Here is a 21,069-nt window from a genome sequence, read left to right as displayed (position 1 = left end):
TAGGAGGAAAAAATATTATGATGGATTTTTTAATGGGAAACGGTGGAATAATTATAGCAGCTATAGGAGTTGCTCTTGCAGCAGCATTACCAGGGATAGGATCAGCAAAGGGTGTTGGTATAGTTGGTGAAGCAGCAAGTGGACTTTTAGCAGAAGAACCAGAGAAGTTTGGTAAAGCCTTAATTCTTGAATTACTTCCAGGTACTCAAGGATTATATGGATTTGTTATAGCACTTTTAGTATCTTTACAATTATCACCAGATATGTCTTTTGGTCAAGGGTTTTATCTATTTGCAGCTTGTCTTCCAATAGCTATAGCAGGATGGAAATCAGCTATATCTCAAGCGAAAACAGCAGCTTCAGCAGTTCAAATTTTAGCTAAGAGACCAGAGCACAACACAAAAGGTATTATATTAACTGTTATGGTTGAAACTTATGCACTTTTAGGATTTGTAATGTCTCTTCTACTAGTAATGAGTGGTAACTTTTAATTAAGGAAGTGAATAATATGTCTAATTTGGATAATCTTACTTCTAAAATTATAAAGGATGCAGAAGTAAAAAAAATTGAAATTTTAAATGAAGCTACCGTTAAAACTGATGAAATAATTAAAAAGAAAACAGAAGATGCCAATAAAAAAGCTTCTTCTATTTTACAAAAAGCTGAAATGGAAAGTAAAACTATAAAAGAAAGAATTATCTCAAAAACTGATTTAGAAATAAGAAATAAAAAATTATTAGCAAAGCAACAAGTTATTGAGAAAGTGTTTGAAGCAGCTAAGGAAAAACTAAAAGCTATGAATGCAGAAGAATTCACTAAATTTATAAAGAACTCTATTATGGCTTTAGACATCCATGGAGATGAAGAAATAATTATAAACCCAGTAGATAGAGATAAGCTTCCTGAAAAGTTCTTAGCCGAGGTAAATAAGGCCTTAATATCTAAGGGCAAATTAGGAAATTTAAAATTCAACGTTAAAACTCATGAAATTGATGGTGGGTTTATCCTTAGTAAAAATGGAATTGAGATAAATAATTCCTTTGATGAACTTGTGAACTCACTTAAATATGAATTAGAGTATGAAGTTGGGAAAATATTGTTTACAGAATAGTGAGGAGGTATTTAAATGGACAGAATGGATTTTACCCATGCTGTAGCTCGATTAAGGGTAATGGAAAAAAGACTCCTTGATAAAAATAAAATTGAAAGATTATTGGATAGTGATGGACCACAGGAAGTTTTAAAGATATTACAAGAAACTACTTATGGTGAACTTATTAATAATATAGATTCAGTTTATGATTATGAAAAAATCCTTAAGGAAGAGCTAGTGAATCTTTACAGCACTTTATATAAAATATCTCCTGTAAAAGAAATTATAGATATTATGAGTTTAAGATATGATTATCATAATATTAAAGTTTTATTAAAGGCAAAAGCCTTGGGCAAGGATTTATCTAATATTCTAATACCAATAGGAACAATTCCTTTAGATACTCTTAAAAACTGTATTTTATCTGATGAGCTAAAATCCTTAGATAAGCAAATTCAAAAAGTTATCATTAAGGTAGAAAAAGAGTTTGAGGTTAATTCAGATCCTCAAGTAATAGACACTCTTTTAGATAAATACATGTTTGAAGGTATGATAGAAAAAGCAAGGAATATAGATGTTCAGTATATAACTAGATATGTAAATGAGTCTATAGATATTACTAATATAAAGACTATGCTTAGAGTTAAAAAGCAAAATAAAGATGGTAGATTCCTTGAAGGTGTATTAATACCTGGTGGAACTATAAAGCATAACTTTTTTATAGAAGGAATAAATGAATCCCTAGAAATCTTTACTAGTAAAATATCTAGAACCCCTTACTCAAAGGTACTACATACCATCTTAGAAGAATACATGGCTACAGGTAGCATTTCATCCTTAGATGTACTCTATGATAATTATATTATGGATCATGCAAAGGAAGCTAAGAGAGTTAACTTCGGACCAGAGCCTATCATTGCATATATAATTGCTAAAGAAACTGAAATTAAAATAATTAGAATTATTATGGTAGGAAAGATTAATAAGGTTGCTACTGAAGTTATCAGAGAAAGGTTGCGTGAACTATATGTATAAGATAGGTGTAGTTGGAGATAAAGATTCAATACTAGCATTTAAGGCCTTAGGAATTGATGTTTATCCAGCAGTTGAAGCTGAAGAAGCAAGAAAAATTGTAGATAAAATGGCTTTTGAAAATTATGCTGTAATATTTTTAACTGAGCAATTAGCTCAGCATTTAGAAGAAACTATTGAAAGGTATAATAAGAAGCTTATACCTGCAATTATACTTATACCAAGCAATCAAGGCACACTAAATATTGGTAAACAAAAAATCAGCGATTATGTAGAAAAAGCTGTTGGAGTAAATATCTTATAGAAAGGTAGGTAAAAAACTTGAAGAATGGTACTATTGTTAAAGTTTCAGGTCCATTAGTAGTTGCTAAGGACATGGATAATGCTAATATATTTGACGTTGTAAAAGTTGGTGAAAAGGGACTTATTGGTGAAATCATTGAAATGAGAGGCGATAAAGCTTCCATTCAGGTTTATGAGGAAACCTCTGGTATAGGACCTGGAGACCCAGTAATTACAACAGGAGAGCCACTAAGTATAGAACTTGGACCAGGATTAATCGAAGCTATGTTTGATGGTATTCAAAGACCTCTTAATGCTTTGCAAGAAGCTGCAAATTCTCACTTCCTTAAAAAAGGTGTTGCAGTTAAATCTCTAGACAGAACAAGAGTTTGGGAATTTAATGCTACAGCAAAGGTTGGAGATGAGGTAGAAGCTGGAGATATTATTGGAACAGTTCAAGAAACTGCCGTAGTTCTTCACAAGATAATGGTTCCTTATGGAGTAAAAGGAAAGATTAAAGAAATAAAATCAGGTAACTTTACTATAGTTGAAACTGTTTGTATCGTAGAAACCGAAAAGGGTGATAAAGAGTTAACCCTAATGCAAAAATGGCCAGCTAGAAAAGGAAGACCTTATGCTAGCAAGCTAAAACCTATTGAGCCAATGATTACAGGACAAAGAGTTATAGATACATTTTTCCCAGTAGCTAAAGGTGGAGCTGCAGCGGTACCAGGACCTTTCGGAGCTGGTAAAACAGTAGTTCAACACCAGATAGCTAAATGGGGAGATACTGAAATTGTTGTTTATGTTGGATGTGGTGAACGTGGTAATGAAATGACAGACGTTCTTAATGAATTCCCAGAACTTAAAGACCCAAAAACTGGTGAAAGCTTAATGAAGAGAACAGTACTTATTGCTAATACTTCAAATATGCCAGTTGCAGCCCGTGAAGCTTGTATCTATACTGGTATAACTATAGCAGAATACTTTAGAGATATGGGATACTCAGTTTCTATAATGGCAGACTCTACTTCAAGATGGGCTGAGGCTCTAAGAGAAATGTCCGGTAGACTTGAAGAGATGCCTGGTGATGAAGGATATCCAGCTTACCTAGGATCAAGACTTGCAGATTATTATGAAAGAGCTGGTAAGGTTGTATGTTTAGGAAAAGATGGTAGACAAGGAGCAGTTACTGCTATTGGAGCCGTATCTCCTCCAGGTGGAGACTTATCTGAACCAGTTACTCAATCTACTTTAAGAATAGTTAAGGTTTTCTGGGGACTAGATGCTCAATTAGCTTATAAGCGTCACTTCCCTTCAATAAACTGGTTAAGTTCATACTCATTATACTTAGATAGTATAGGTCAATGGATGGATGATGAAGTAGCATCAGATTGGTCTCAATTAAGAATTGAAGCTATGACACTACTACAAGAAGAAGCTAGCCTTGATGAAATTGTTAGATTAGTAGGTATAGATGCACTATCTGAAAAAGATAGATTAAAATTAGAAGTTGCAAAGTCTCTTAGAGAAGACTATTTACAACAAAATGCTTTCCATGAAATAGACACTTATGCTTCACTTGGCAAACAACATAAAATGCTAAAATTAATTCTATTATTTAGAAAAGAAGCTGAACGTGCTTTAGAAGCTGGAGTTTATCTAAACAATATATTAAATTTACCTATGAGAGATAAAATTGCAAGAAGTAAATATATTGCCGAAGATAATATTGACACTATCAATAACATCGCTGAGGAATTAGTAGTAGAAATTAATAGATTAATTAGCGAAGGAGGGGTTCTAGATGCTTAAAGAATACAGAACTGTTACAGAAGTTGTAGGACCTTTGATGGTTGTTGAAGGTGTTGAAGGCGTTAAATATGACGAATTAGTTGAAATAGAATTACAAACTGGAGAAAAGAGAAGAGGTAAAGTTCTAGAAGTTAATGGTTCTAAAGCAATGGTTCAACTTTTCGAAGGTTCATCTGGAATAAACTTAAAAGGTACTAAAGCTAAATTTCTAGGAAGACCTCTAGAACTTGGTGTATCTGAGGATATGTTAGGAAGAATATTTGATGGTATGGGAAATCCAAACGATGATGGTCCTAGTATTATAGCTGAAAAAAGAGTAGATATAAACGGTGAGCCAATTAACCCAGTATCAAGGGATTATCCATCTGAATTTATTCAAACTGGAATTTCTGCTATAGATGGGCTTAATACATTAGTTAGAGGTCAAAAACTACCTGTATTTTCAGGTTCAGGACTTCCACATGCACAATTAGCTGCTCAAATAGCACGTCAAGCTCAAGTTCTTAACTCAGATTCTAAGTTTGCTGTTGTATTTGGAGCTATAGGTATAACTTTTGAAGAAGCTCAATTCTTCGTAGATGAGTTTAAAAAGACTGGTGCTATAGATAAATCAGTACTATTCATGAACTTAGCTTCAGACCCAGCTATCGAGAGAATAGCTACCCCAAGAATGGCTCTTACTACAGCTGAGTATTTAGCTTATGAAAAAGGAATGCACGTACTTGTTATATTGACTGATATAACAAACTATGCAGAAGCTTTAAGAGAAGTATCAGCTGCTAGAAAGGAAGTTCCAGGTAGACGTGGATATCCAGGATATCTTTATACGGACCTATCTACTCTTTATGAAAGAGCTGGAAGATTAAAAGGTATAGAAGGATCTATCACTCAAATTCCGATTCTTACAATGCCAGAGGATGATAAGACTCACCCAATTCCAGACTTAACTGGATATATAACAGAAGGACAAATTATTCTATCTAGAGAATTATATCAAAAGGGTATAATGCCTCCAATAGATGTATTACCTTCACTATCAAGACTTAAAGATAAAGGAATAGGTAAGGGTAAAACTAGAGAAGACCATGCAGATACTATGAACCAATTATTTTCAGCATATGCACAAGGTAAGCAAGCAAAAGAATTATCAGCAATTCTAGGTGAATCTGCTCTTTCAGATGCAGATAAAAAATATGCTAAGTTTGCTGAGGCTTTTGAAAATGAATATGTTTCTCAAGGATTTAATACAAATAGAAGCATAGAAGAAACTTTATCTCTTGGATGGAAGCTTCTAACCATACTTCCTACTACAGAGCTTAAGAGAATTAGAGATGAATACCTTGAAAAGTATATGCCTAAGGGAGATGAGGCATAGCATATGGCAAGATTAAATGTCAATCCTACTAGAATGGAGCTATCCAAATTAAAGAAAAGACTAGCTACAGCAACTAGAGGGCATAAACTTCTTAAAGATAAACAAGATGAATTAATGAGAAGGTTCATAGATCTAATAAAATACAACAATAAGTTACGTGGTGAAGTTGAAGATAAGCTTCAAGGTGCCTTTAAGGATTTCCTAATGGCATCAGCAGCTATATCACCTGAGTTCTTGGAAGAAGCTATTTCTTATCCTAAGGAAAGCATATCTTTAGAGCTAGCAGAAAAAAACATAATGAGTGTAAATGTACCTGTTATGAACTTTGTACGTAAGCTAGAAGGAGATTCAGGTAGTATATATCCTTATGGATTTTACAGTACTTCCTCAGAACTTGATAATTCAATTGAACAGCTTTATTTAATTCTTCCTAAGCTTCTAGAACTTGCAGAAGTAGAAAAGTCTTGTCAGCTTATGGCCGATGAGATTGAGAAGACAAGAAGAAGGGTAAACGCTCTAGAATATATGACGATTCCTCAGCTTCAAGAAACAATTAAGTATATTAAAATGAAGCTGGATGAAAATGAAAGAGGTGCTTTAAGCCGTCTAATGAAGGTAAAAGATATGATGGAAAAAGCACAGGCTGCAGCTGAGCAGATGTAAAAGAGGTAACCTCCGGGTTACCTCTTATTTTAATTTCTGTTTACTTAAATTCACTCACATAAAAATTGGTTAGTCTCACTAAGGATTCTTCGCCCACTTTCATAGGTTAATAAGCTCTTAGCTTCCTCATAATTACACCATCTATAATCCTCAATTTCTTCTACTTGAATTTTAATTAAACTATTATCAGCTTCTCCTAAAAACAATACCACTTCTTTTTCAATAAAATTATCAATATTATATTTATCTGTAGCTCTAAATCCATCAATTAAGTTAACTTTCAGTCCACATTCCTCAAAAACTTCTCTTAATGCTGTTTCTTCTTCTGTTTCTGAATATTCCATATGCCCTTTAGGGAATCCCCAATAACTATCAAGGCCAATACTTTTTAAAAGCAAATATTTAATTCCTTTATTTGAGGTTTTATATACTACTGCTCCACATGATTTTTCATAGCTCATATTCTCATCCATATTATTAATTAAAATATCCATTATTTTATCTCCTTAGTCAAATAATATACCTAAAGGCTTTTCAAAAAATCACAACCTCTATGAAAATAATTAATTTGAAAATATATGAATATTATACACTAACTTCAATATTATTATTATAAATTTATGAATTATATTTATATAAATGGTATAATATAACTACTATTTTAAAATATATTCAATAAAAAATATGATTAAAAAGGAAATAGGTTATGAATATTATTAAATGCCAAAAACAAGATCTATCAAGTATTTTTGATATAATTTCTAAGTGTAAAACTCATATGGAAAGCGATAACATCTATCAATGGAATGAATTTTATCCAAGCTTAGATATTATAGAAACTGATATTATTAGTGGTAATTGCTATTTGTTAAAAGACAATGGACTATCTATAGCATATTTCGCCATAGATGAAGAGCAACCCTCAGAGTACAGTAACATAAATTGGATTACTCAAGGTGAAAAAGTATTGGTTATTCATAGGTTAGCTGTACTTCCTGAATATCAAGATATGGGAATTGCAAAGAAAATGTTAAAATTCATTGAAGAGTTTGCTGATGAAAACGGATATACATCTATCAGATTAGATGCTTATAGCGAAAATAGAAAAGCACTTAAATTATATGAGAATCATGGATATAAAAGAGTAGGCAAATTATATTTTCCTAATAGACAAGTTCACTTTTATTGCTATGAGAAGAAGGTAAAAAACACGCCCATTCCAGAGATTTTAATTCCTATGTTAAATGAATATGATAAATCCCTAAGAGATAACTTTCCTAATAAGATATTTGGTATATATATTTATAATTCAGTAGCACTAGGTTGTTTTAGTGAGAAAACAAGCGATATAGATTTTATAACAATATTAAATGAGGAATTTGAAAATGAAGATATTGGTACCGTAGAAAAAATTCATAGCAAAATAAGTAAAACTTTTGAATATGGTAATAGGATGGAAGGCATGTATATAACTAAGGATAAAGTAGGTAAGCTTAATTCAGAAATAAGCCCTTATATATACTTTTGTGATAATATTCTTCATTACTATGGCTATTACGATATTAATTATATTACTTGGTGGACATTAAAGTATTTTGGCATACCTATAAATTGCTCTGATGTTAACAGTTTATCTATAGAAGTAGATTGGTGTAGTATCATAGAGAATATGAACTACAATTTAAATAATTATTGGAAGGATAAATTAAGTGAAAATTATATATTTCTCCAGGATGAATGGATTGAATTCGCAGTTGCAACCCTATGTAGAATACTATATACCTTAGAAAATAAAGCTATAACTTCTAAAGACAAAGCTTTAGAATATGCAATAACTACTATACCTAAGGAGTATAGTTTAATTATAAAAGAATGTTTAAGACTTAGGAAGAGAAATTCTGATTCATCCTTTTACAGATCAACATTTGAAAGAGAACACTCAGTTAAAGACTTCATCAAATTTATCATAGAGATCTGTAATGAAAAGTATGAGTTATAGGAAAGGAATTGTATAAAATGCAAAATATAAAAACCATATTAGATAGTATAGTAGAAAGCTATAAGACCATATTAAAGGATAGCCTGATAGGAATCTATATTCATGGTTCTTTAGCTATGGATTGTTTTAACCCTGATATAAGTGATATAGATTTTTTAGTAGTAGTAAAAGAAAACCTAAATGCCAATGATAAAAGAAAACTTGTAGATATTTTATTAGGACTATCTAAAGATGGACCAGGAAAAGGTTTGGAAATGAGTGCGCTTTTAGAAAAGGATGTTAAGAACTTTAAGCATCCAACTCCATATATACTTCACTATTCTAATGCATATAAAGCAACTTATGAAGCTAATCATAGCTATTTATGTGAAGATGGAGAAGATCCTGATTTAGCTGCTCATATTACAATAACAAGAGCTAGAGGGATTTGTATATATGGTAGTTCCATAGAAGATATCTTTTCGCCTGTACCAAGAAAAGACTATTTAAAATCAATTTATTTTGACATATCAAATTCTAGAGAAGAAATTATAGAGTTGCCTATGTATACTATTCTTAATCTTTGTAGAGTTTTATATTATCTTAAAGAAGACGTTATTTGTTCAAAAAAAGAGGGTGGACAATGGGCATGCTCTAATCTTCCGAAGGAGTATATAAAGACTGTGGAAAAAGCTTTAAACTGCTATGAAAAAGGAGAAGAAGCTAATTTTAATGAGAAAGGTCTAGTGAACTTTGCAGATTTTATTATGAACAATATAGATAACTATTTTAATAGTGAGGTGAAATAATGAATTATATCAAAGAACATATATTAGAATTAGAGAATAATTTACTAAAATCAGAAGTAAGAAAATCAGCACAAAAGATAAATGATATATTAACAGATGATTTTATCGAATTTTGTGGCTCAGGAAGAGAATATTATTATGAAAAAGGAGATGTATATCAAGATCAAGCTGATGATACTACATTACAGTGGGAAATTTTAGATTTTAATATAAAAGAATTATCAAAGGATTGTATATTAGCCATGTATAAAGTAATAAAGCATAATGAAACTGATGAAAATAAAAAATATTCTCTTCGTAGTTCCATATGGAAATATTGTGATGGAAAATGGAAAATGTTTTTTCATCAAGGAACTTTATCATGTAAATCTGAAATTGAAAATAGATTATTACACAATTAAAATAGTGAGTGAGGTGAAATAATGAATTATTTAAATCGTACTATAGAATTACATAAAGAAGCTGAAGATATAATTTATAAAGAAGGTATTGACTCTATTCTAAAGAAATATGGACAAATTAATTATACTGGTAGTTATAGATTTAATTTAATGGCCTGGGAAGATATTGATATGAACATGGTAATGAATGGAGAAGAATTTTCTTTAGATAATTTCTTTAAAATGGGGAGTGAACTTGCAAAGATAAAGAACATTAAACTAATGAAATTTCAAGACTTTGTTAATTACCCTAAGAAAGGGCTTCCAAAGGGATTTTATTGGGGAATTCATTATGAAAGTAAGATCACCGATAAAACTTGGAAAATGGATTTGTGGATTGTAGATAAAGAAAGTTTTGAATTTAATAAAAACTATATCTCTAAAGTAATTAAAAATTTAAATGAAGAAAACAGGAGCTTAATCTTAAATGTAAAAAACTCCATTATAAATAAAGAAGGAAGAACTCCATTTACAAGTGGATATTACATTTATGAGGCAATATTATTCAAAGGATTAAAAGATAAAGAACATATAATCAATTATTTAAAAGAAAAGGGCATTAAAATATAGATTAAAGCTTTAATAAATATATAATATGAGAAGGAGTGGGATAGTTGTTTAAATTAGTTAAACCCTCATTATCTATGGAGAAAGAATATATAGACTATATTACTGAATGGGAAGCTACTGAAGAGAAGATTGTTCCAAATGCAGCTAAACGAGATAGCATGAGTTTCAAAGAGTTAGTAAATAAGTGGGAAGAATATGAATCAGAAAGGATGTATGAGAAAGGACTGGTTCCTTCTTCTATGTATTTTCTGATAGATAATCATAATAAAATTTATGGTGCTATAGATATTAGGCATGAGCTAAATGATTACTTATTACAGTATGGAGGACATATTGGATATGGAATAAGACCTTCTCAGAGGAGAAAAGGTTATGCTTCTCAAATGTTAACTCTAGCACTACCCATAGCTAAAGAATTAGGCATAAATAAGGTATTAATTACTTGTGACAAAAATAATGTAGGTTCAGCTAAAACCATTATGAATAATGGTGGAATTCTAGAAAATGAAGTTATTAATGGAAATGAAGTAACTCAAAAATATTGGATAGAATTTAAGTAAAAAGTTCATATACAAATAAAAACCATCTTCGAAAAGATGGCTTTTATTTTATAATTCTACAGCCTTTAATTCAGCAGTAACTATAACTCCATCATCATCAATTTCTATGAAGCCTATATATTTTCCTTTAGCCCATGGAGAAGGCTTAGGGATACTGCCAGGATTCATAAATATAATATTTCTATATTCTTCTTTAAAAGGTATATGGGTATGACCAAAGAGTACCACATCTGCACCAATACTCTCTGCTTTTATAGCTATACTATTCATGGTACTTTTAACATTATATAAATCTCCATGGGTAAAGAAAATTTTTAGTCCATTAATAGTAATAGTATCTTCTTTAGGATATGTATTAGAAAAATCACAGTTTCCAGCCACTGCATATATTTCACCTTTAAAAGTTTTTTCTAAGAGTTTTACGTCTTCTATGCAATCTCCTAGATGAATAACTATATCAGATTTTAAATTATTTATATATTTTGAAGCTACTTTTAAAGCTCTTTCATTATGATGAGTATCACCAATAAAAGCAATTTTCATGTTATCCCTCCAATAAGTATATATTTCCGTAAAATATTATACCATTATTCTTTGGTATAGAGGATAAATGAGTCTATTTTATTCTAATATTCCAATGACACATCCTCTAAGATCTCCATGAACAGTACAACTATTTAACTATTTCTATTTTTCATAATTTAATAGTTTCCTACATAAAAATAGAAATAGTTCCATATATAAATATTTACATATAGAACTATTTCTTAATATTAAAGATACTATTTTTTATTGAGACAATATAAAAATCTAATCATATTTATGCCTGCTAGTCCTACTAATATATATATTGCTCTAACTAGCATATCTGAAAAACTAAAGATGAAATGAACAAGATCAAAATTGAAGAGTCCAAATATTCCCCAATTAATTGCGCCTATAATAACAAGTACAAATGATATTTTGTCTAATAAATTAATTTTGCACATAAAAACTTCCCCCCATTTTTATTATATTATGATATGTTTAAATCTATTAATATATTTTTATGTTTAATATATATGATATATTTGGATAAAATAGAACAATGAGAATAACCTATTGTTATAAATAACACGAATTTTAAATAGACTTATGCTTATATAATATGCTATAATAGTGAATGATATTAGATAAAAAAACATTTTTGTACGGAGGTTACTATGAGAGATACATATAATTCACCATTAAATTCTAGATATGCATCTAAGGAAATGAGCTATATTTTTTCTGAGGAAATGAAATTTAAAACTTGGAGAAAACTTTGGGTTGCATTAGCTGAGGGAGAACAAGAATTAGGATTAAATATTACTGATGAACAAATAAAAGAGCTTAGAGACAATATTGAAAACATTGACTATGAATTAGCTGCTGCTAGAGAAAAAGAAGTTAGACATGATGTAATGAGTCATGTGTATGCTTATGGGGTTGTAGCTCCATCAGCTAAAGGAATAATACATCTAGGCGCTACTAGCTGTTATGTAGGTGACAATACGGACCTACTTATTATGAGAGATGCTCTTATATTAATTAGAAAAAAAGTAATAAATGTGTTAGATCAACTAAGCAAGTTTGCTTTAGAATATAAAGATGTTCCAACTCTTGGATTTACACATCTTCAACCGGCTCAGCTTACAACTGTAGGAAAGAGAGCTACTCTTTGGATGCAAGAGTTATTAATGGATTTAGAAAACCTTGATTTTGCAATTGATAAAATGAAATTTAGAGGAGTTAAGGGAACAACAGGAACTCAAGCTAGCTTTATGTCTTTATTTAATAATGATGAAGAAAAAGTTAAAGAACTTGATAAAATTGTATGTAAAAAAATGGGCTTTGAAAAAGCATATCCTGTTACTGGCCAAACTTACTCTAGAAAATTAGATTCTATAATATTAAATACATTATCTGAAGTAGCACAAAGTGCATACAAATTTAGTAATGATATGAGACTTCTTCAAAACATGAAGGAAATGGAAGAACCTTTTGAAAAGCATCAGATAGGATCTTCAGCTATGGCATATAAGAGAAATCCTATGAGAAGTGAAAGAATTAGTGCACTTTCAAGATATATAATTGTAAACTCTCTTAACCCGGCAATTACTGCTGCAACTCAATGGTTTGAAAGAACACTAGATGATTCTGCTAATAAACGTATATCCGTTGCAGAAGCTTTCTTAGCTCTTGATGGAGTGCTTAACCTGTATATAAACATAACTTCTAATATGGTGGTATATGAAAAGGTAATAGCTGCCCATGTTAATAGCGAGTTACCATTTATGGCTACAGAAAATATTATGATGGAAGCTGTTAAGCGTGGAGGGGATAGACAAGAACTTCATGAAAAAATAAGAGTTCATTCTTTAGCTGCTGCAAGACAAGTAAAAGAGTTTGGAGAAAAGAATGATTTAATAGAAAGAATATTAGCTGATGAATCCTTTGGATTATCAAAAGAAGAGATTCTATCTATAATAGATCCAAGTAAGTTTACTGGAAGATCTAGTGGGCAGGTAGTTGATTTTATAGAGGAATATATAAACCCTATATTAGAAGCTCATAAAAATGAATTAGGTGAAGAAGTAGAAATAAACGTATAATAAAATAAGCTGGAATGCTAATGCATTTCAGCTTATTTTTATGATGCCAAAGAGGATAAATCCCACAGTGTTTATAGCTAAATTGGCAGACATATGAACTATCCAAGAGACATAAATATTATTAAACCTTTCATTAAGGTAATTAAAAAGAAGTCCAGCTATAAATAGTGAAACTATAAGCAAAATGAACAGTGGGGGAGTAAACCAATTATTCATAATAGCCACATGATAAATTGCAAAGGCTAAAGCACTAAAAATATAAGCAGCTTTTCTTGAACTTACCTGTTTTAAAGATAAGAAGGAAAAACCACGGAAGAAAAACTCTTCCAAAAGGGAATTAACTGATGTAATATATAGTGCTACAAATAAAAAGTTTTCTTTAGTTACTCCTAAATTATTCTCTAAATTAGTAGTGACCATAGAAAAATCAAAAAATGGACCTAGAATAAAATAAGCTCCTAGTATAAATCCATATACAACTATACCAAATATAAGTGCAAAAAATATGCTTTTTTTACTTCCTTTAAAAAGTGCTTTAAAGGAAATAGCTCTCTGTTTTATACATACAATTAAGGGCAATAGTAAAAAGATACATATTTTTATTAAAGACTTTGTAAAATAATTAGGTACAATTAAAATTTCCACTAAGGCCATAATAATACAACCTAATATTACTACTAAAATAATAGATAGAGTGACTTGTTTATTTTCCATAGATCATCCTCCTTGAAAATTTTATGTATATAGCTTTAAATAATGACTCAAGGCTTTAAAATAATTATAACATATTATTTTTCTAAAATAGCAAGCATATCCTTAATTGACTATAGTAATTCATTATGATAATATTTAGTTAACTTAATATTCGGGAGCTTGTGTACAGGCTGAGAGGGAGTGTAAACTTCGACCGTACCTGATTTGGATAATGCCAACGTAGGAAGTAGATTTATATAATTATAGGTATACCACTTAGTTGGTATGCCTTTTATTTTTGTTCATATAGGGGAGGGTAAGTAATTTAAAAATATTGATTTTGAGGGGATGATATGTAATGTTAAAAACAAAAAAACTAACTTTAGCTGGAATTTTCATTGCCGTGGGAGTTATTTTATCTACAGTTATAGTTATACCAGTAGGAATTGCAAAATGTGCTCCAGTTCAGCATTTGATAAATGTTTTATCAGCTGTTATTTTAGGTCCTTTTTATGGAGTAGCTATAGCTTTCCTTACTTCCACAATTAGAGTGCTTATTGGTACAGGTACCTTCCTAGCTTTTCCTGGAAGTATGTGTGGAGCTCTTTTAGCTGGAATCCTATATAAATATAATAAAAAAATAACTATGGCATCCATAGGAGAAATCTTCGGTACAGGTGTAATAGGAGCTTTAATAGCCTATCCGGTAGCAAAGTTCATCCTATCAAAGGAAGCGGCTCTATGGGGCTTTGTGGTGCCATTTAGCATAAGCTCTATTGGTGGCACACTAATTGCTATACTATTTTTAATAGCTCTTAAAAAAACAGGAGTATTATATAAAGTTTCTAATAAAGGTAATTAGAGCTTAACATCTTAGTATTTTAAAATAGATCTTAGGGAGAGGATATAAAATGATTAAAGATATTTTAGATTCAGTAAGAAAAACCAACCCTCTTGTGCACAATATAACTAATTATGTGGCAGCTAATGATTGTGCTAATATAACCTTAGCTTGTGGTGGTTCTCCTATTATGTCAGATGATCCAGAGGAAGTAGAGGAGATAACCACCTTATGTAATGCTTTAGTAATGAATTTAGGTACTTTAAATCAAAGAAAGTTAGAAGCCATGATTAAGGCAGGGAGGAGAGCTAATAAATTAAAGCATCCTGTAATATTGGATCCTGTAGGTATTGGTGCATCATCCTTTAGACAACAGGCTGTAAGGGAACTTTTAAACACTGTAGATTTTCAAGTTATAAAAGGTAATATATCTGAAATAAAAACTATAGGAAAGAAAAAAACTATATGTAAGGGTGTAGATGCCAGTGAAATTGAGTCTATAACCGAAGATAATATAGAAGGTGCAATTACTCTAGCTATGGAGATTTCTAAGGATCTAGGGGCAATTATAGCCATTACAGGGGCTATAGATATAGTTGTAGATAAAGATTTAGTATATATTATTAGAAATGGACATCCATCTATGAGAAATGTTACTGGAACAGGATGTATGCTTTCATCAATCATAGGAGTTTTAGTCGGTGCTAATCCTCATAAAATCTTTGATTCAACGGTAACTGCTTTTTGTATTATGGGAGTATGTGGTGAACTTGCTTATAATAAAATAGTAGAAAAGTTTCAGGGAAGTGGATCTTTAAAAATACATTTGATTGATTCTGTGAGTAATGTAGATTATAAAATTTTAGAAGAAAAAATTAAAATAGAAAAGTTTTTTAAAAATTAAAGGATTTTTACCTCTCTTCATAGAATAATTAATGTCGTGAAATGTAAGTTTCGCGACATTATACTATAAAAATTAAAGGGGAATGGATTATATGGATTCTAAATTAAATTATATGCAAGATAATTCTCTACCAAAAATACTTAAGGATTATTTAAGTTACCTTTCTTCTGTTAAAGGTGTTTCTAGCAATACTTTAGTTGCCTACGCTTATGATCTAACTTTATTCTTTAAATTTCTTAAAGTACACAATAATGAAGTAACTTTATCACAGGATGTAATTTTTGAAAATATTCCTATTGATAACATCTCTTCTAATTATCTTAAAAATTTAGAATTGGTTGATTTTTACACCTATCTATCCTTTTTAGAGAATATGAGAGAAAATGGAACCTATGCAAAGGCAAGAAAAGTTGCCTCTCTAAAGTCCTTTTTTCACTATTTATGTTCTAAAGCTAAAATTATACCTACAGATCCTACTTTAGACTTAGAAAGTCCTAAAATAGGAAAGCGCTCCCCCATTTACTTAACTTTAGATGAAAGTAGAGACTTATTAGCTGTAGCTAATAATAGAGATAAAAATTCACCTAGGGATTTATGTATAATTACCCTATTTTTAAACTGTGGTGTGAGACTATCAGAGCTTTGCAGCATCAATATTGCCAATATTAAAGGTGATACCCTTACTGTCATTGGTAAAGGAAATAAAGAAAGGACTATTTATCTTAATAAAGCATCAATTAAAGCTATAAATAAGTATCTTGTTGTAAGAAATGATATTGCAGATAAAGTTCATAGTGAGGATAGAGAGGCTCTATTCATAAGTGGAAAGTATAGAAGAATTAATAAGCGCACTGTAGAAAGAATAATAAAAAAATATGTAGGTGCAGCAGGTCTTGATACTGACAAATACACACCTCATAAATTAAGGCATACCTCTGCAACATTACTTCATAAACATGGTGGTGTAGATGTTAAAACTCTCCAAGAGATATTAGGTCATGAAAATGTAAGTACTACTCAAATATATGTTCATGTTGATGATGAAACCCTAAGAGAGGCTATTAACACTCACCCCTTAGGGGATGAATAATAAAGAAGGATAGCAGCTATCAAATCTATGGCTGCTATCCTTCTTTTTATTATTTTTTATATTTTATATCTCTCAATTCAGATATACGTCTGCTCGTATTCAAAAATTCTTTTTCATAATTTAACTTAGCATCCTTTTCTAATGAAGGATCATCTAGTAAACCACTTAGCTTAGAAAGTCGACACTGAAGCATTAATATTTCATCTTTATTAACCTTTAATTTACTATTACTAGTCTTATTACAAGTGAAAAACTCAATTATCTCAGTATGATTTCCAGTAAAATTAATAATTTTGTTATTTTCTATTTTTAGAATTCTATTACATACTGTAGAAATTAAATGTCTATCATGGGAAACTACCAAAGCTGTTCCAGAATAACTTTTTAAAAGCAAACTTACACTTTCTTTAGATAAGATATCCATATAATTAGTTGGCTCATCAAGAATTATTAAATCAGGATTTTCAATGATTATTTTAGTAAATATTACTCTGCATTTTTCGCCCATACTTAAGTTTTTAATTAATGTATTTACTCTATCCCCTTTTATAAATACACTTCCTAAATATAACCGAATTATATTTTCAGTTTCATTGGTGGTTAATAAATAGTCTAATATAGTTATTTCTTCATTTACTACTTCTAGATATTGAGATAAACTGCTAATCTTCATATTTGGATTTAAATAAACATCACCAATGTAATTCTTATCTTCACCTAGAAGAATATTTAGTAATGTAGTCTTCCCACTAGCATTATTACCAATGATTCCGACTTTATCTCCACCATTTATAGTAAAGTTTCCATCTTTAAATAATAATTTCTTATCGAAGGATTTACTAAGATTTTCAACTCTTATGGCTGTTTTAAAACTATTATTATTATTAAGTGTAAGTTTAATTGAAGAATTATCCTTTATTCTTTCAACTCCATTTTCTTTTAATTTTTCTAACTTTTTTTCTTTTGATCTCATTATAGAAACATGCTTTTTACTTAATGCTCTTAAGTGGTCATTAGTACCCGCCATTTTGTGTGCTTTGTTAAACCATTGTTTTCTTTGACTGATATTTTCTTTCAAATCCCTTATTTCCTGTTGTTGTTTGTTATATAAATTTTCATTGGTTACCTTTTCCATTAATAGCTGTTTTTCATAGGAAGAATAATTACCTTCATAGGTTTTTATTCCGTTATTACTTAAAACGAAGGTCTTATTTGTAACTTCATCCAAGAAAAACCTATCATGACTTATTATAATCATAGGTTTGTTTATAGAATTTATAAGCCTTTCTAACCATTGAACACCACTTAAATCTAAATGATTTGTAGGCTCATCTAGTATAAACAAATCATAGTTACTATGAAATATATTAAGAATTTCTTTTTTAGTAGCTTCACCACCACTTAAAAAAGTATTATTATTATATAAGTTTTCATCTATAATTCCGATAAGAATATTTGAAGGAATATAATTGATACTTCCTTCATCGTAGGAAATCTCCTTAGTTATTATTTGTTTTAAGGTACTTTTACCTACGCCATTTTCTCCTACCAGACCTATCTTAAAATTATCTCCTATTTCAAAACTTATATTATTTAAAATTGTGCGATTTTGAAAGGATTTAGAAATATTTTTTATAATTATCTTACCCATTTATAACACTCCTTTTAATAAAGTCTATCAAAAGGCAATGGTGGTACTTCAATTTTAAGAAACAAAAAGGTTTTAATCACAATAAGCAATTAAAACCAAACTTACAACTCTATTATTAATTCATATAATATAAACTGGTTAAGGGTAAATAGAAACTATTAAAATAAATTAATTATAGTAAACTATAGTTACATACCTTCACCTATCAAAACATTATTATATGATTAGAATTAAAAGAATAGATTACCACTGCCTAATTAATTGCACAACAAAAAACATAAAACTACATTTAAATTGTAATAAGTATTTATTTTGTTATGCTTATAAAATTAATTAAGAATAGTAATGCTCATTCTTTTGTACCTCCATAGTAAAATATTATAAAACTATTATATCATATATAATAGTTTTGTGTAGCTATCTTTTATTATTTAATACATATAAACCTGGATATTCTTCATGTAGCAGTCCATCTGTACCCGTTTCTTCCATAAGTTCATCCATGCCTTCTACATCAGATATATAATCCCAATTAGATTCATCATCGAGAGCATCTATATATGGTATTTCATCTTCTTCTAATGGTACTACATCTTCTTGAAAGCTATCCTCTTCTTCAATTGTATCAAAATCACTAAAGTCTTCCAAATCGATTTTGATTTCTTCTTCTTTATTCTTTTCAAATACCTCATCTATTTTTACAGCCTTAACATCATATCCTTCAATCTCTAGACATTTACCACAGTTATCACAGATCTTATCTCTATTGTATTCACATACATTGCACTCTCCACAATCATTACATACTTTCTTTTCATCAAAAATACAGTATTTCATTATCATCACTTCCTGTTTTATCTTTATTAAATCATTAGACTATTTTAACAAAACTATTGAAAAACATCAACTAAAAATAAATCTAAATTTTTTAAAATTTATATAGACATTTTTAAATATATAAATTATTATATATTTATATGTTTTTTACATATAGATTATTTTAAGGAGGTTCTAAGTATGGCAAGTTCATATTCCTTTGATGTGGTTTCTGAAATTAATATGCAAGAAGTTGATAATGCTATTAATCAAGCCCTAAAGGAAATTAAACAAAGATATGACTTTAAAGGTACTAAGACAGAAATAACTTTACTAAAAGATGAAGTTAAGCTCATATCTGATGATGAGTTTAAGTTAGATACTGTAATCGACATACTCAAGGGTAAATTTATTAAAAGAGGTGTCTCTTCCAAAGCTCTTGAAGTTGGTAAAATTGATTCAGGTTCTCTAGGTACAGCTAAAGTTACTTGTAAATTAATAAAAGGTATCTCTACTGAGAAAGCTAAAGCTATGGTGGCAGATATTAAAGCTAGTAAAATAAAAGTTCAGCCTCAAATAATGGATGATCAGTTAAGGATATCTGGAAAGAATAAGGATGATTTACAAGAAACAATGCAGCTATTAAAATCTAAAGACTATGGTATAGATGTACAATTCACTAACTATAGGTAAGGTTTATATTTGTAAAATATGACAAATGCAAAAAATCTCTGTTAAAATTTAAAAGAATAAGTTATAATAGATATATATTAACTATTAATGTATAATTTAATGGGAATTGGATAATTTAATAATGTATACAAATTACAATAATTATATATAATAGTTATATATAATCCCACTTATACTTATGAAAAAATAAATAACAAACATTTAGGAGGAAAATATTATGAAATCAACAGGTATAGTAAGAAAAGTAGACGAATTAGGAAGAATAGTAATTCCGATAGAGTTAAGAAGAACTTTAGACATCGAGATAAAAGATGCTTTAGAAATTTATGTAGATAGAGATCAAATCATATTAAAAAAATATGAGCCAGCATGTTTATTCTGTGGTAATGCTAGAGACGTTAAAAACTACAAAGGTAAAAATATTTGTGAAGAATGTCTTGATAGTATTGCTAAAATGCAAGAATAATAAATTCTTACATAATTAATTTAAAATACAAAAACAGCATTTTGATTTCAATTCAAGATGCTGTTTTTTATTGAATTTTATCATTGAATTGTAATTAATTGACTATATTCGAAAAAAAGTGTATAATAATACAGAAGTATAATAAACTTTAATGTTTTTTATAATATAATTTAGGAGTGATTTTTTGAAAATTTATGAAGATCCACAAATAGAAAAGATAGAGAAACTATTAAGAAGAGTATGCTTTTATATAAAGAAAAAAGGAAGAACTATATTAGAAGATTATGATATTACTCCTGCACAATTTGAAGCTTTACAAATTATAGTAAATCATAAAGAAGTAACCATTAGTGAACTTAGCAATAAACTATATCAAGCCCCTAGCACCATCACTGATTTAGTTGATAGAATGGAAAGTAAGGATCTTGTTAAGAGAGTTAGAGATTCAAAAGATAGACGAATAGTTAGAATAGAAGGTTTAGAAAAGGGACATAACATATTAGAAGCAGTAATTATGGAAAGATGTAAATTTCTCGATTATTCCTTAGAAAACGTTTCTAAAGAAGACAAGGATAGTTTTACTGAATATTTAGATATACTAGAACATGCTTATACAGAAGGTAAATAACAAAAATGCTGGAGCCTAATTTTAAAATTAGAAATAC

The 21,069-nt window shown here is 29.6% G+C and carries 25 protein-coding genes and 1 riboswitch; of the genes, 19 read left to right on the top strand and 6 right to left on the bottom strand.

The window, feature by feature from the left end; all coding sequences use genetic code 11:
- Positions 1-17: 17 nt before the first annotated feature.
- The 7 genes from B2P65_RS13385 to B2P65_RS13355 are packed head-to-tail and all read left to right on the top strand — an operon-like array spanning position 18 to position 6,260.
- Complete coding sequence (locus tag B2P65_RS13385) at positions 18-491, top strand: V-type ATP synthase subunit K (RefSeq protein ID WP_156964299.1); 474 nt, start codon at positions 18-20, stop codon at positions 489-491.
- Between the two features lie 17 nt (positions 492-508).
- Positions 509-1,111 (top strand): V-type ATP synthase subunit E, encoded by a 603-nt coding sequence (locus B2P65_RS13380; protein ID WP_346880288.1) that lies wholly within the window; start codon positions 509-511, stop codon positions 1,109-1,111.
- 15 nt (positions 1,112-1,126) lie between these two features.
- Positions 1,127-2,128, top strand: coding sequence for a V-type ATP synthase subunit C (locus tag B2P65_RS13375; RefSeq protein ID WP_346848167.1), 1,002 nt, complete (start codon positions 1,127-1,129; stop codon positions 2,126-2,128).
- The gene (locus B2P65_RS13370; protein WP_035131363.1) at positions 2,121-2,429 is read left to right on the top strand and encodes a V-type ATP synthase subunit F; all 309 of its coding nucleotides are present in this window, start codon (positions 2,121-2,123) and stop codon (positions 2,427-2,429) included. The genes B2P65_RS13375 and B2P65_RS13370 overlap by 8 nt, the downstream gene beginning before the upstream one ends.
- A gap of 17 nt (positions 2,430-2,446) precedes the next feature.
- Positions 2,447-4,222, top strand: a complete 1,776-nt coding sequence (locus B2P65_RS13365) for a V-type ATP synthase subunit A (RefSeq protein WP_035131361.1) — start codon at positions 2,447-2,449, stop codon at positions 4,220-4,222.
- Complete coding sequence (locus B2P65_RS13360) at positions 4,215-5,597, top strand: V-type ATP synthase subunit B (protein ID WP_035131359.1); 1,383 nt, start codon at positions 4,215-4,217, stop codon at positions 5,595-5,597. Before B2P65_RS13365 ends, B2P65_RS13360 begins: the two co-directional genes overlap by 8 nt.
- 3 nt (positions 5,598-5,600) lie before the next feature.
- Positions 5,601-6,260, top strand: coding sequence for a V-type ATP synthase subunit D (locus B2P65_RS13355; protein WP_035131357.1), 660 nt, complete (start codon positions 5,601-5,603; stop codon positions 6,258-6,260).
- 50 nt (positions 6,261-6,310) lie between these two features.
- Here the strand turns inward: B2P65_RS13355 and B2P65_RS13350 are convergent, their stop codons facing one another.
- A complete protein-coding gene (locus tag B2P65_RS13350) occupies positions 6,311-6,754 on the bottom strand; it encodes a bis(5'-nucleosyl)-tetraphosphatase (RefSeq protein ID WP_346880287.1) in 444 nt (147 codons plus the stop codon).
- Between the two features lie 212 nt (positions 6,755-6,966).
- Between B2P65_RS13350 and B2P65_RS13345 the strand changes: the two genes are divergently transcribed.
- From B2P65_RS13345 to B2P65_RS13325, 5 genes are read left to right on the top strand one after another with little or no spacing between them, the layout of a single operon-like run.
- The gene (locus B2P65_RS13345; RefSeq protein ID WP_346848165.1) at positions 6,967-8,259 is read left to right on the top strand and encodes a GNAT family N-acetyltransferase; all 1,293 of its coding nucleotides are present in this window, start codon (positions 6,967-6,969) and stop codon (positions 8,257-8,259) included.
- 17 nt (positions 8,260-8,276) lie between these two features.
- Positions 8,277-9,047 carry an aminoglycoside adenylyltransferase domain-containing protein gene (locus B2P65_RS13340; RefSeq protein ID WP_346848164.1) on the top strand — a complete coding sequence of 257 codons (771 nt, stop codon included), beginning with the start codon at positions 8,277-8,279 and terminating at the stop codon, positions 9,045-9,047.
- On the top strand, positions 9,047-9,448 hold the full coding sequence (locus B2P65_RS13335) for a DUF4440 domain-containing protein (protein WP_346878830.1): 402 nt from the start codon (positions 9,047-9,049) through the stop codon (positions 9,446-9,448). Before B2P65_RS13340 ends, B2P65_RS13335 begins: the two co-directional genes overlap by 1 nt.
- Before the next feature lie 21 nt (positions 9,449-9,469).
- The gene (locus B2P65_RS13330; RefSeq protein WP_346848162.1) at positions 9,470-10,057 is read left to right on the top strand and encodes a hypothetical protein; all 588 of its coding nucleotides are present in this window, start codon (positions 9,470-9,472) and stop codon (positions 10,055-10,057) included.
- A gap of 44 nt (positions 10,058-10,101) precedes the next feature.
- Positions 10,102-10,617: a GNAT family N-acetyltransferase gene (locus tag B2P65_RS13325; protein WP_414632447.1), complete on the top strand. Its 516-nt coding sequence runs from the start codon at positions 10,102-10,104 to the stop codon at positions 10,615-10,617.
- Between the two features lie 48 nt (positions 10,618-10,665).
- Here the strand turns inward: B2P65_RS13325 and B2P65_RS13320 are convergent, their stop codons facing one another.
- Both B2P65_RS13320 and B2P65_RS13315 read right to left on the bottom strand, forming a co-directional pair.
- A complete protein-coding gene (locus B2P65_RS13320; protein ID WP_346880286.1) occupies positions 10,666-11,160 on the bottom strand; it encodes a metallophosphoesterase in 495 nt (164 codons plus the stop codon).
- A 239-nt stretch (positions 11,161-11,399) separates the two neighbouring features.
- On the bottom strand, positions 11,400-11,606 hold the full coding sequence (locus tag B2P65_RS13315; protein WP_035135773.1) for a DUF378 domain-containing protein: 207 nt from the start codon (positions 11,604-11,606) through the stop codon (positions 11,400-11,402).
- 213 nt (positions 11,607-11,819) lie between these two features.
- Between B2P65_RS13315 and purB the strand changes: the two genes are divergently transcribed.
- Positions 11,820-13,250, top strand: coding sequence for an adenylosuccinate lyase (gene purB / locus B2P65_RS13310; protein WP_346848158.1), 1,431 nt, complete (start codon positions 11,820-11,822; stop codon positions 13,248-13,250).
- Between the two features lie 27 nt (positions 13,251-13,277).
- Here purB and B2P65_RS13305 read toward each other — a convergent pair whose 3' ends face one another.
- Complete coding sequence (locus B2P65_RS13305; protein ID WP_346876209.1) at positions 13,278-13,964, bottom strand: type II CAAX endopeptidase family protein; 687 nt, start codon at positions 13,962-13,964, stop codon at positions 13,278-13,280.
- Positions 13,965-14,105: 141 nt separating this feature from the next.
- Positions 14,106-14,207: riboswitch (TPP riboswitch) on the top strand.
- Positions 14,208-14,301: 94 nt separating this feature from the next.
- Here B2P65_RS13305 and thiW point away from each other — a divergent pair.
- From thiW to B2P65_RS13290, 3 genes are all read left to right on the top strand, one after another.
- Complete coding sequence (gene thiW / locus B2P65_RS13300) at positions 14,302-14,805, top strand: energy coupling factor transporter S component ThiW (RefSeq protein WP_346880285.1); 504 nt, start codon at positions 14,302-14,304, stop codon at positions 14,803-14,805.
- 49 nt (positions 14,806-14,854) lie between these two features.
- Positions 14,855-15,688, top strand: coding sequence for a hydroxyethylthiazole kinase (gene thiM, locus B2P65_RS13295; protein ID WP_346880284.1), 834 nt, complete (start codon positions 14,855-14,857; stop codon positions 15,686-15,688).
- Positions 15,689-15,779: 91 nt separating this feature from the next.
- On the top strand, positions 15,780-16,778 hold the full coding sequence (locus B2P65_RS13290) for a tyrosine recombinase XerC (RefSeq protein ID WP_346848154.1): 999 nt from the start codon (positions 15,780-15,782) through the stop codon (positions 16,776-16,778).
- A gap of 49 nt (positions 16,779-16,827) precedes the next feature.
- Here B2P65_RS13290 and B2P65_RS13285 read toward each other — a convergent pair whose 3' ends face one another.
- Positions 16,828-18,429 carry an ABC-F family ATP-binding cassette domain-containing protein gene (locus B2P65_RS13285; RefSeq protein ID WP_346880283.1) on the bottom strand — a complete coding sequence of 534 codons (1,602 nt, stop codon included), beginning with the start codon at positions 18,427-18,429 and terminating at the stop codon, positions 16,828-16,830.
- A gap of 417 nt (positions 18,430-18,846) precedes the next feature.
- Complete coding sequence (locus B2P65_RS13280) at positions 18,847-19,266, bottom strand: hypothetical protein (RefSeq protein WP_346848152.1); 420 nt, start codon at positions 19,264-19,266, stop codon at positions 18,847-18,849.
- A 180-nt stretch (positions 19,267-19,446) separates the two neighbouring features.
- On the opposite strand from B2P65_RS13280, the gene B2P65_RS13275 reads away from it, so the two are divergent.
- The 3 genes from B2P65_RS13275 to B2P65_RS13265 all read left to right on the top strand — a co-directional run bounded on the left by B2P65_RS13275 (position 19,447) and on the right by B2P65_RS13265 (position 21,032).
- The gene (locus B2P65_RS13275) at positions 19,447-19,938 is read left to right on the top strand and encodes a YajQ family cyclic di-GMP-binding protein (protein ID WP_035135882.1); all 492 of its coding nucleotides are present in this window, start codon (positions 19,447-19,449) and stop codon (positions 19,936-19,938) included.
- A 217-nt stretch (positions 19,939-20,155) separates the two neighbouring features.
- A complete protein-coding gene (locus tag B2P65_RS13270) occupies positions 20,156-20,404 on the top strand; it encodes an AbrB/MazE/SpoVT family DNA-binding domain-containing protein (RefSeq protein WP_035135880.1) in 249 nt (82 codons plus the stop codon).
- A 184-nt stretch (positions 20,405-20,588) separates the two neighbouring features.
- Positions 20,589-21,032: a MarR family winged helix-turn-helix transcriptional regulator gene (locus B2P65_RS13265; protein WP_035135877.1), complete on the top strand. Its 444-nt coding sequence runs from the start codon at positions 20,589-20,591 to the stop codon at positions 21,030-21,032.
- The last annotated feature ends 37 nt before the right edge of the window (positions 21,033-21,069 follow it).

This window comes from Clostridium sp. UBA3061 (assembly GCF_002367465.1).
Taxonomy (GTDB): Bacteria; Bacillota; Clostridia; order Clostridiales; family Clostridiaceae; genus Clostridium_J; species Clostridium_J sulfidigenes.
This window is presented reverse-complemented; position numbering and strand designations above follow the sequence as displayed.

What these genes read in the sequence shown, in the direction of transcription:
- B2P65_RS13280 (WP_346848152.1), bottom strand. Translation starts at nt 19,266, where the DNA reads ATGAAATACTGTATTTTTGATGAAAAGAAAGTATGTAATGATTGTGGA.
- B2P65_RS13380 (WP_346880288.1), top strand. Translation starts at nt 509, where the DNA reads ATGTCTAATTTGGATAATCTTACTTCTAAAATTATAAAGGATGCAGAA.
- B2P65_RS13335 (WP_346878830.1), top strand. Translation starts at nt 9,047, where the DNA reads ATGAATTATATCAAAGAACATATATTAGAATTAGAGAATAATTTACTA.
- B2P65_RS13350 (WP_346880287.1), bottom strand. Translation starts at nt 6,754, where the DNA reads ATGGATATTTTAATTAATAATATGGATGAGAATATGAGCTATGAAAAA.
- B2P65_RS13355 (WP_035131357.1), top strand. Translation starts at nt 5,601, where the DNA reads ATGGCAAGATTAAATGTCAATCCTACTAGAATGGAGCTATCCAAATTA.
- B2P65_RS13315 (WP_035135773.1), bottom strand. Translation starts at nt 11,606, where the DNA reads ATGTGCAAAATTAATTTATTAGACAAAATATCATTTGTACTTGTTATT.
- purB (WP_346848158.1), top strand. Translation starts at nt 11,820, where the DNA reads ATGAGAGATACATATAATTCACCATTAAATTCTAGATATGCATCTAAG.
- B2P65_RS13375 (WP_346848167.1), top strand. Translation starts at nt 1,127, where the DNA reads ATGGACAGAATGGATTTTACCCATGCTGTAGCTCGATTAAGGGTAATG.
- B2P65_RS13330 (WP_346848162.1), top strand. Translation starts at nt 9,470, where the DNA reads ATGAATTATTTAAATCGTACTATAGAATTACATAAAGAAGCTGAAGAT.
- B2P65_RS13340 (WP_346848164.1), top strand. Translation starts at nt 8,277, where the DNA reads ATGCAAAATATAAAAACCATATTAGATAGTATAGTAGAAAGCTATAAG.
- B2P65_RS13270 (WP_035135880.1), top strand. Translation starts at nt 20,156, where the DNA reads ATGAAATCAACAGGTATAGTAAGAAAAGTAGACGAATTAGGAAGAATA.
- thiW (WP_346880285.1), top strand. Translation starts at nt 14,302, where the DNA reads ATGTTAAAAACAAAAAAACTAACTTTAGCTGGAATTTTCATTGCCGTG.
- B2P65_RS13385 (WP_156964299.1), top strand. Translation starts at nt 18, where the DNA reads ATGATGGATTTTTTAATGGGAAACGGTGGAATAATTATAGCAGCTATA.
- B2P65_RS13285 (WP_346880283.1), bottom strand. Translation starts at nt 18,429, where the DNA reads ATGGGTAAGATAATTATAAAAAATATTTCTAAATCCTTTCAAAATCGC.
- B2P65_RS13290 (WP_346848154.1), top strand. Translation starts at nt 15,780, where the DNA reads ATGGATTCTAAATTAAATTATATGCAAGATAATTCTCTACCAAAAATA.
- B2P65_RS13360 (WP_035131359.1), top strand. Translation starts at nt 4,215, where the DNA reads ATGCTTAAAGAATACAGAACTGTTACAGAAGTTGTAGGACCTTTGATG.
- B2P65_RS13305 (WP_346876209.1), bottom strand. Translation starts at nt 13,964, where the DNA reads ATGGAAAATAAACAAGTCACTCTATCTATTATTTTAGTAGTAATATTA.
- B2P65_RS13370 (WP_035131363.1), top strand. Translation starts at nt 2,121, where the DNA reads ATGTATAAGATAGGTGTAGTTGGAGATAAAGATTCAATACTAGCATTT.
- B2P65_RS13345 (WP_346848165.1), top strand. Translation starts at nt 6,967, where the DNA reads ATGAATATTATTAAATGCCAAAAACAAGATCTATCAAGTATTTTTGAT.
- B2P65_RS13275 (WP_035135882.1), top strand. Translation starts at nt 19,447, where the DNA reads ATGGCAAGTTCATATTCCTTTGATGTGGTTTCTGAAATTAATATGCAA.
- thiM (WP_346880284.1), top strand. Translation starts at nt 14,855, where the DNA reads ATGATTAAAGATATTTTAGATTCAGTAAGAAAAACCAACCCTCTTGTG.
- B2P65_RS13320 (WP_346880286.1), bottom strand. Translation starts at nt 11,160, where the DNA reads ATGAAAATTGCTTTTATTGGTGATACTCATCATAATGAAAGAGCTTTA.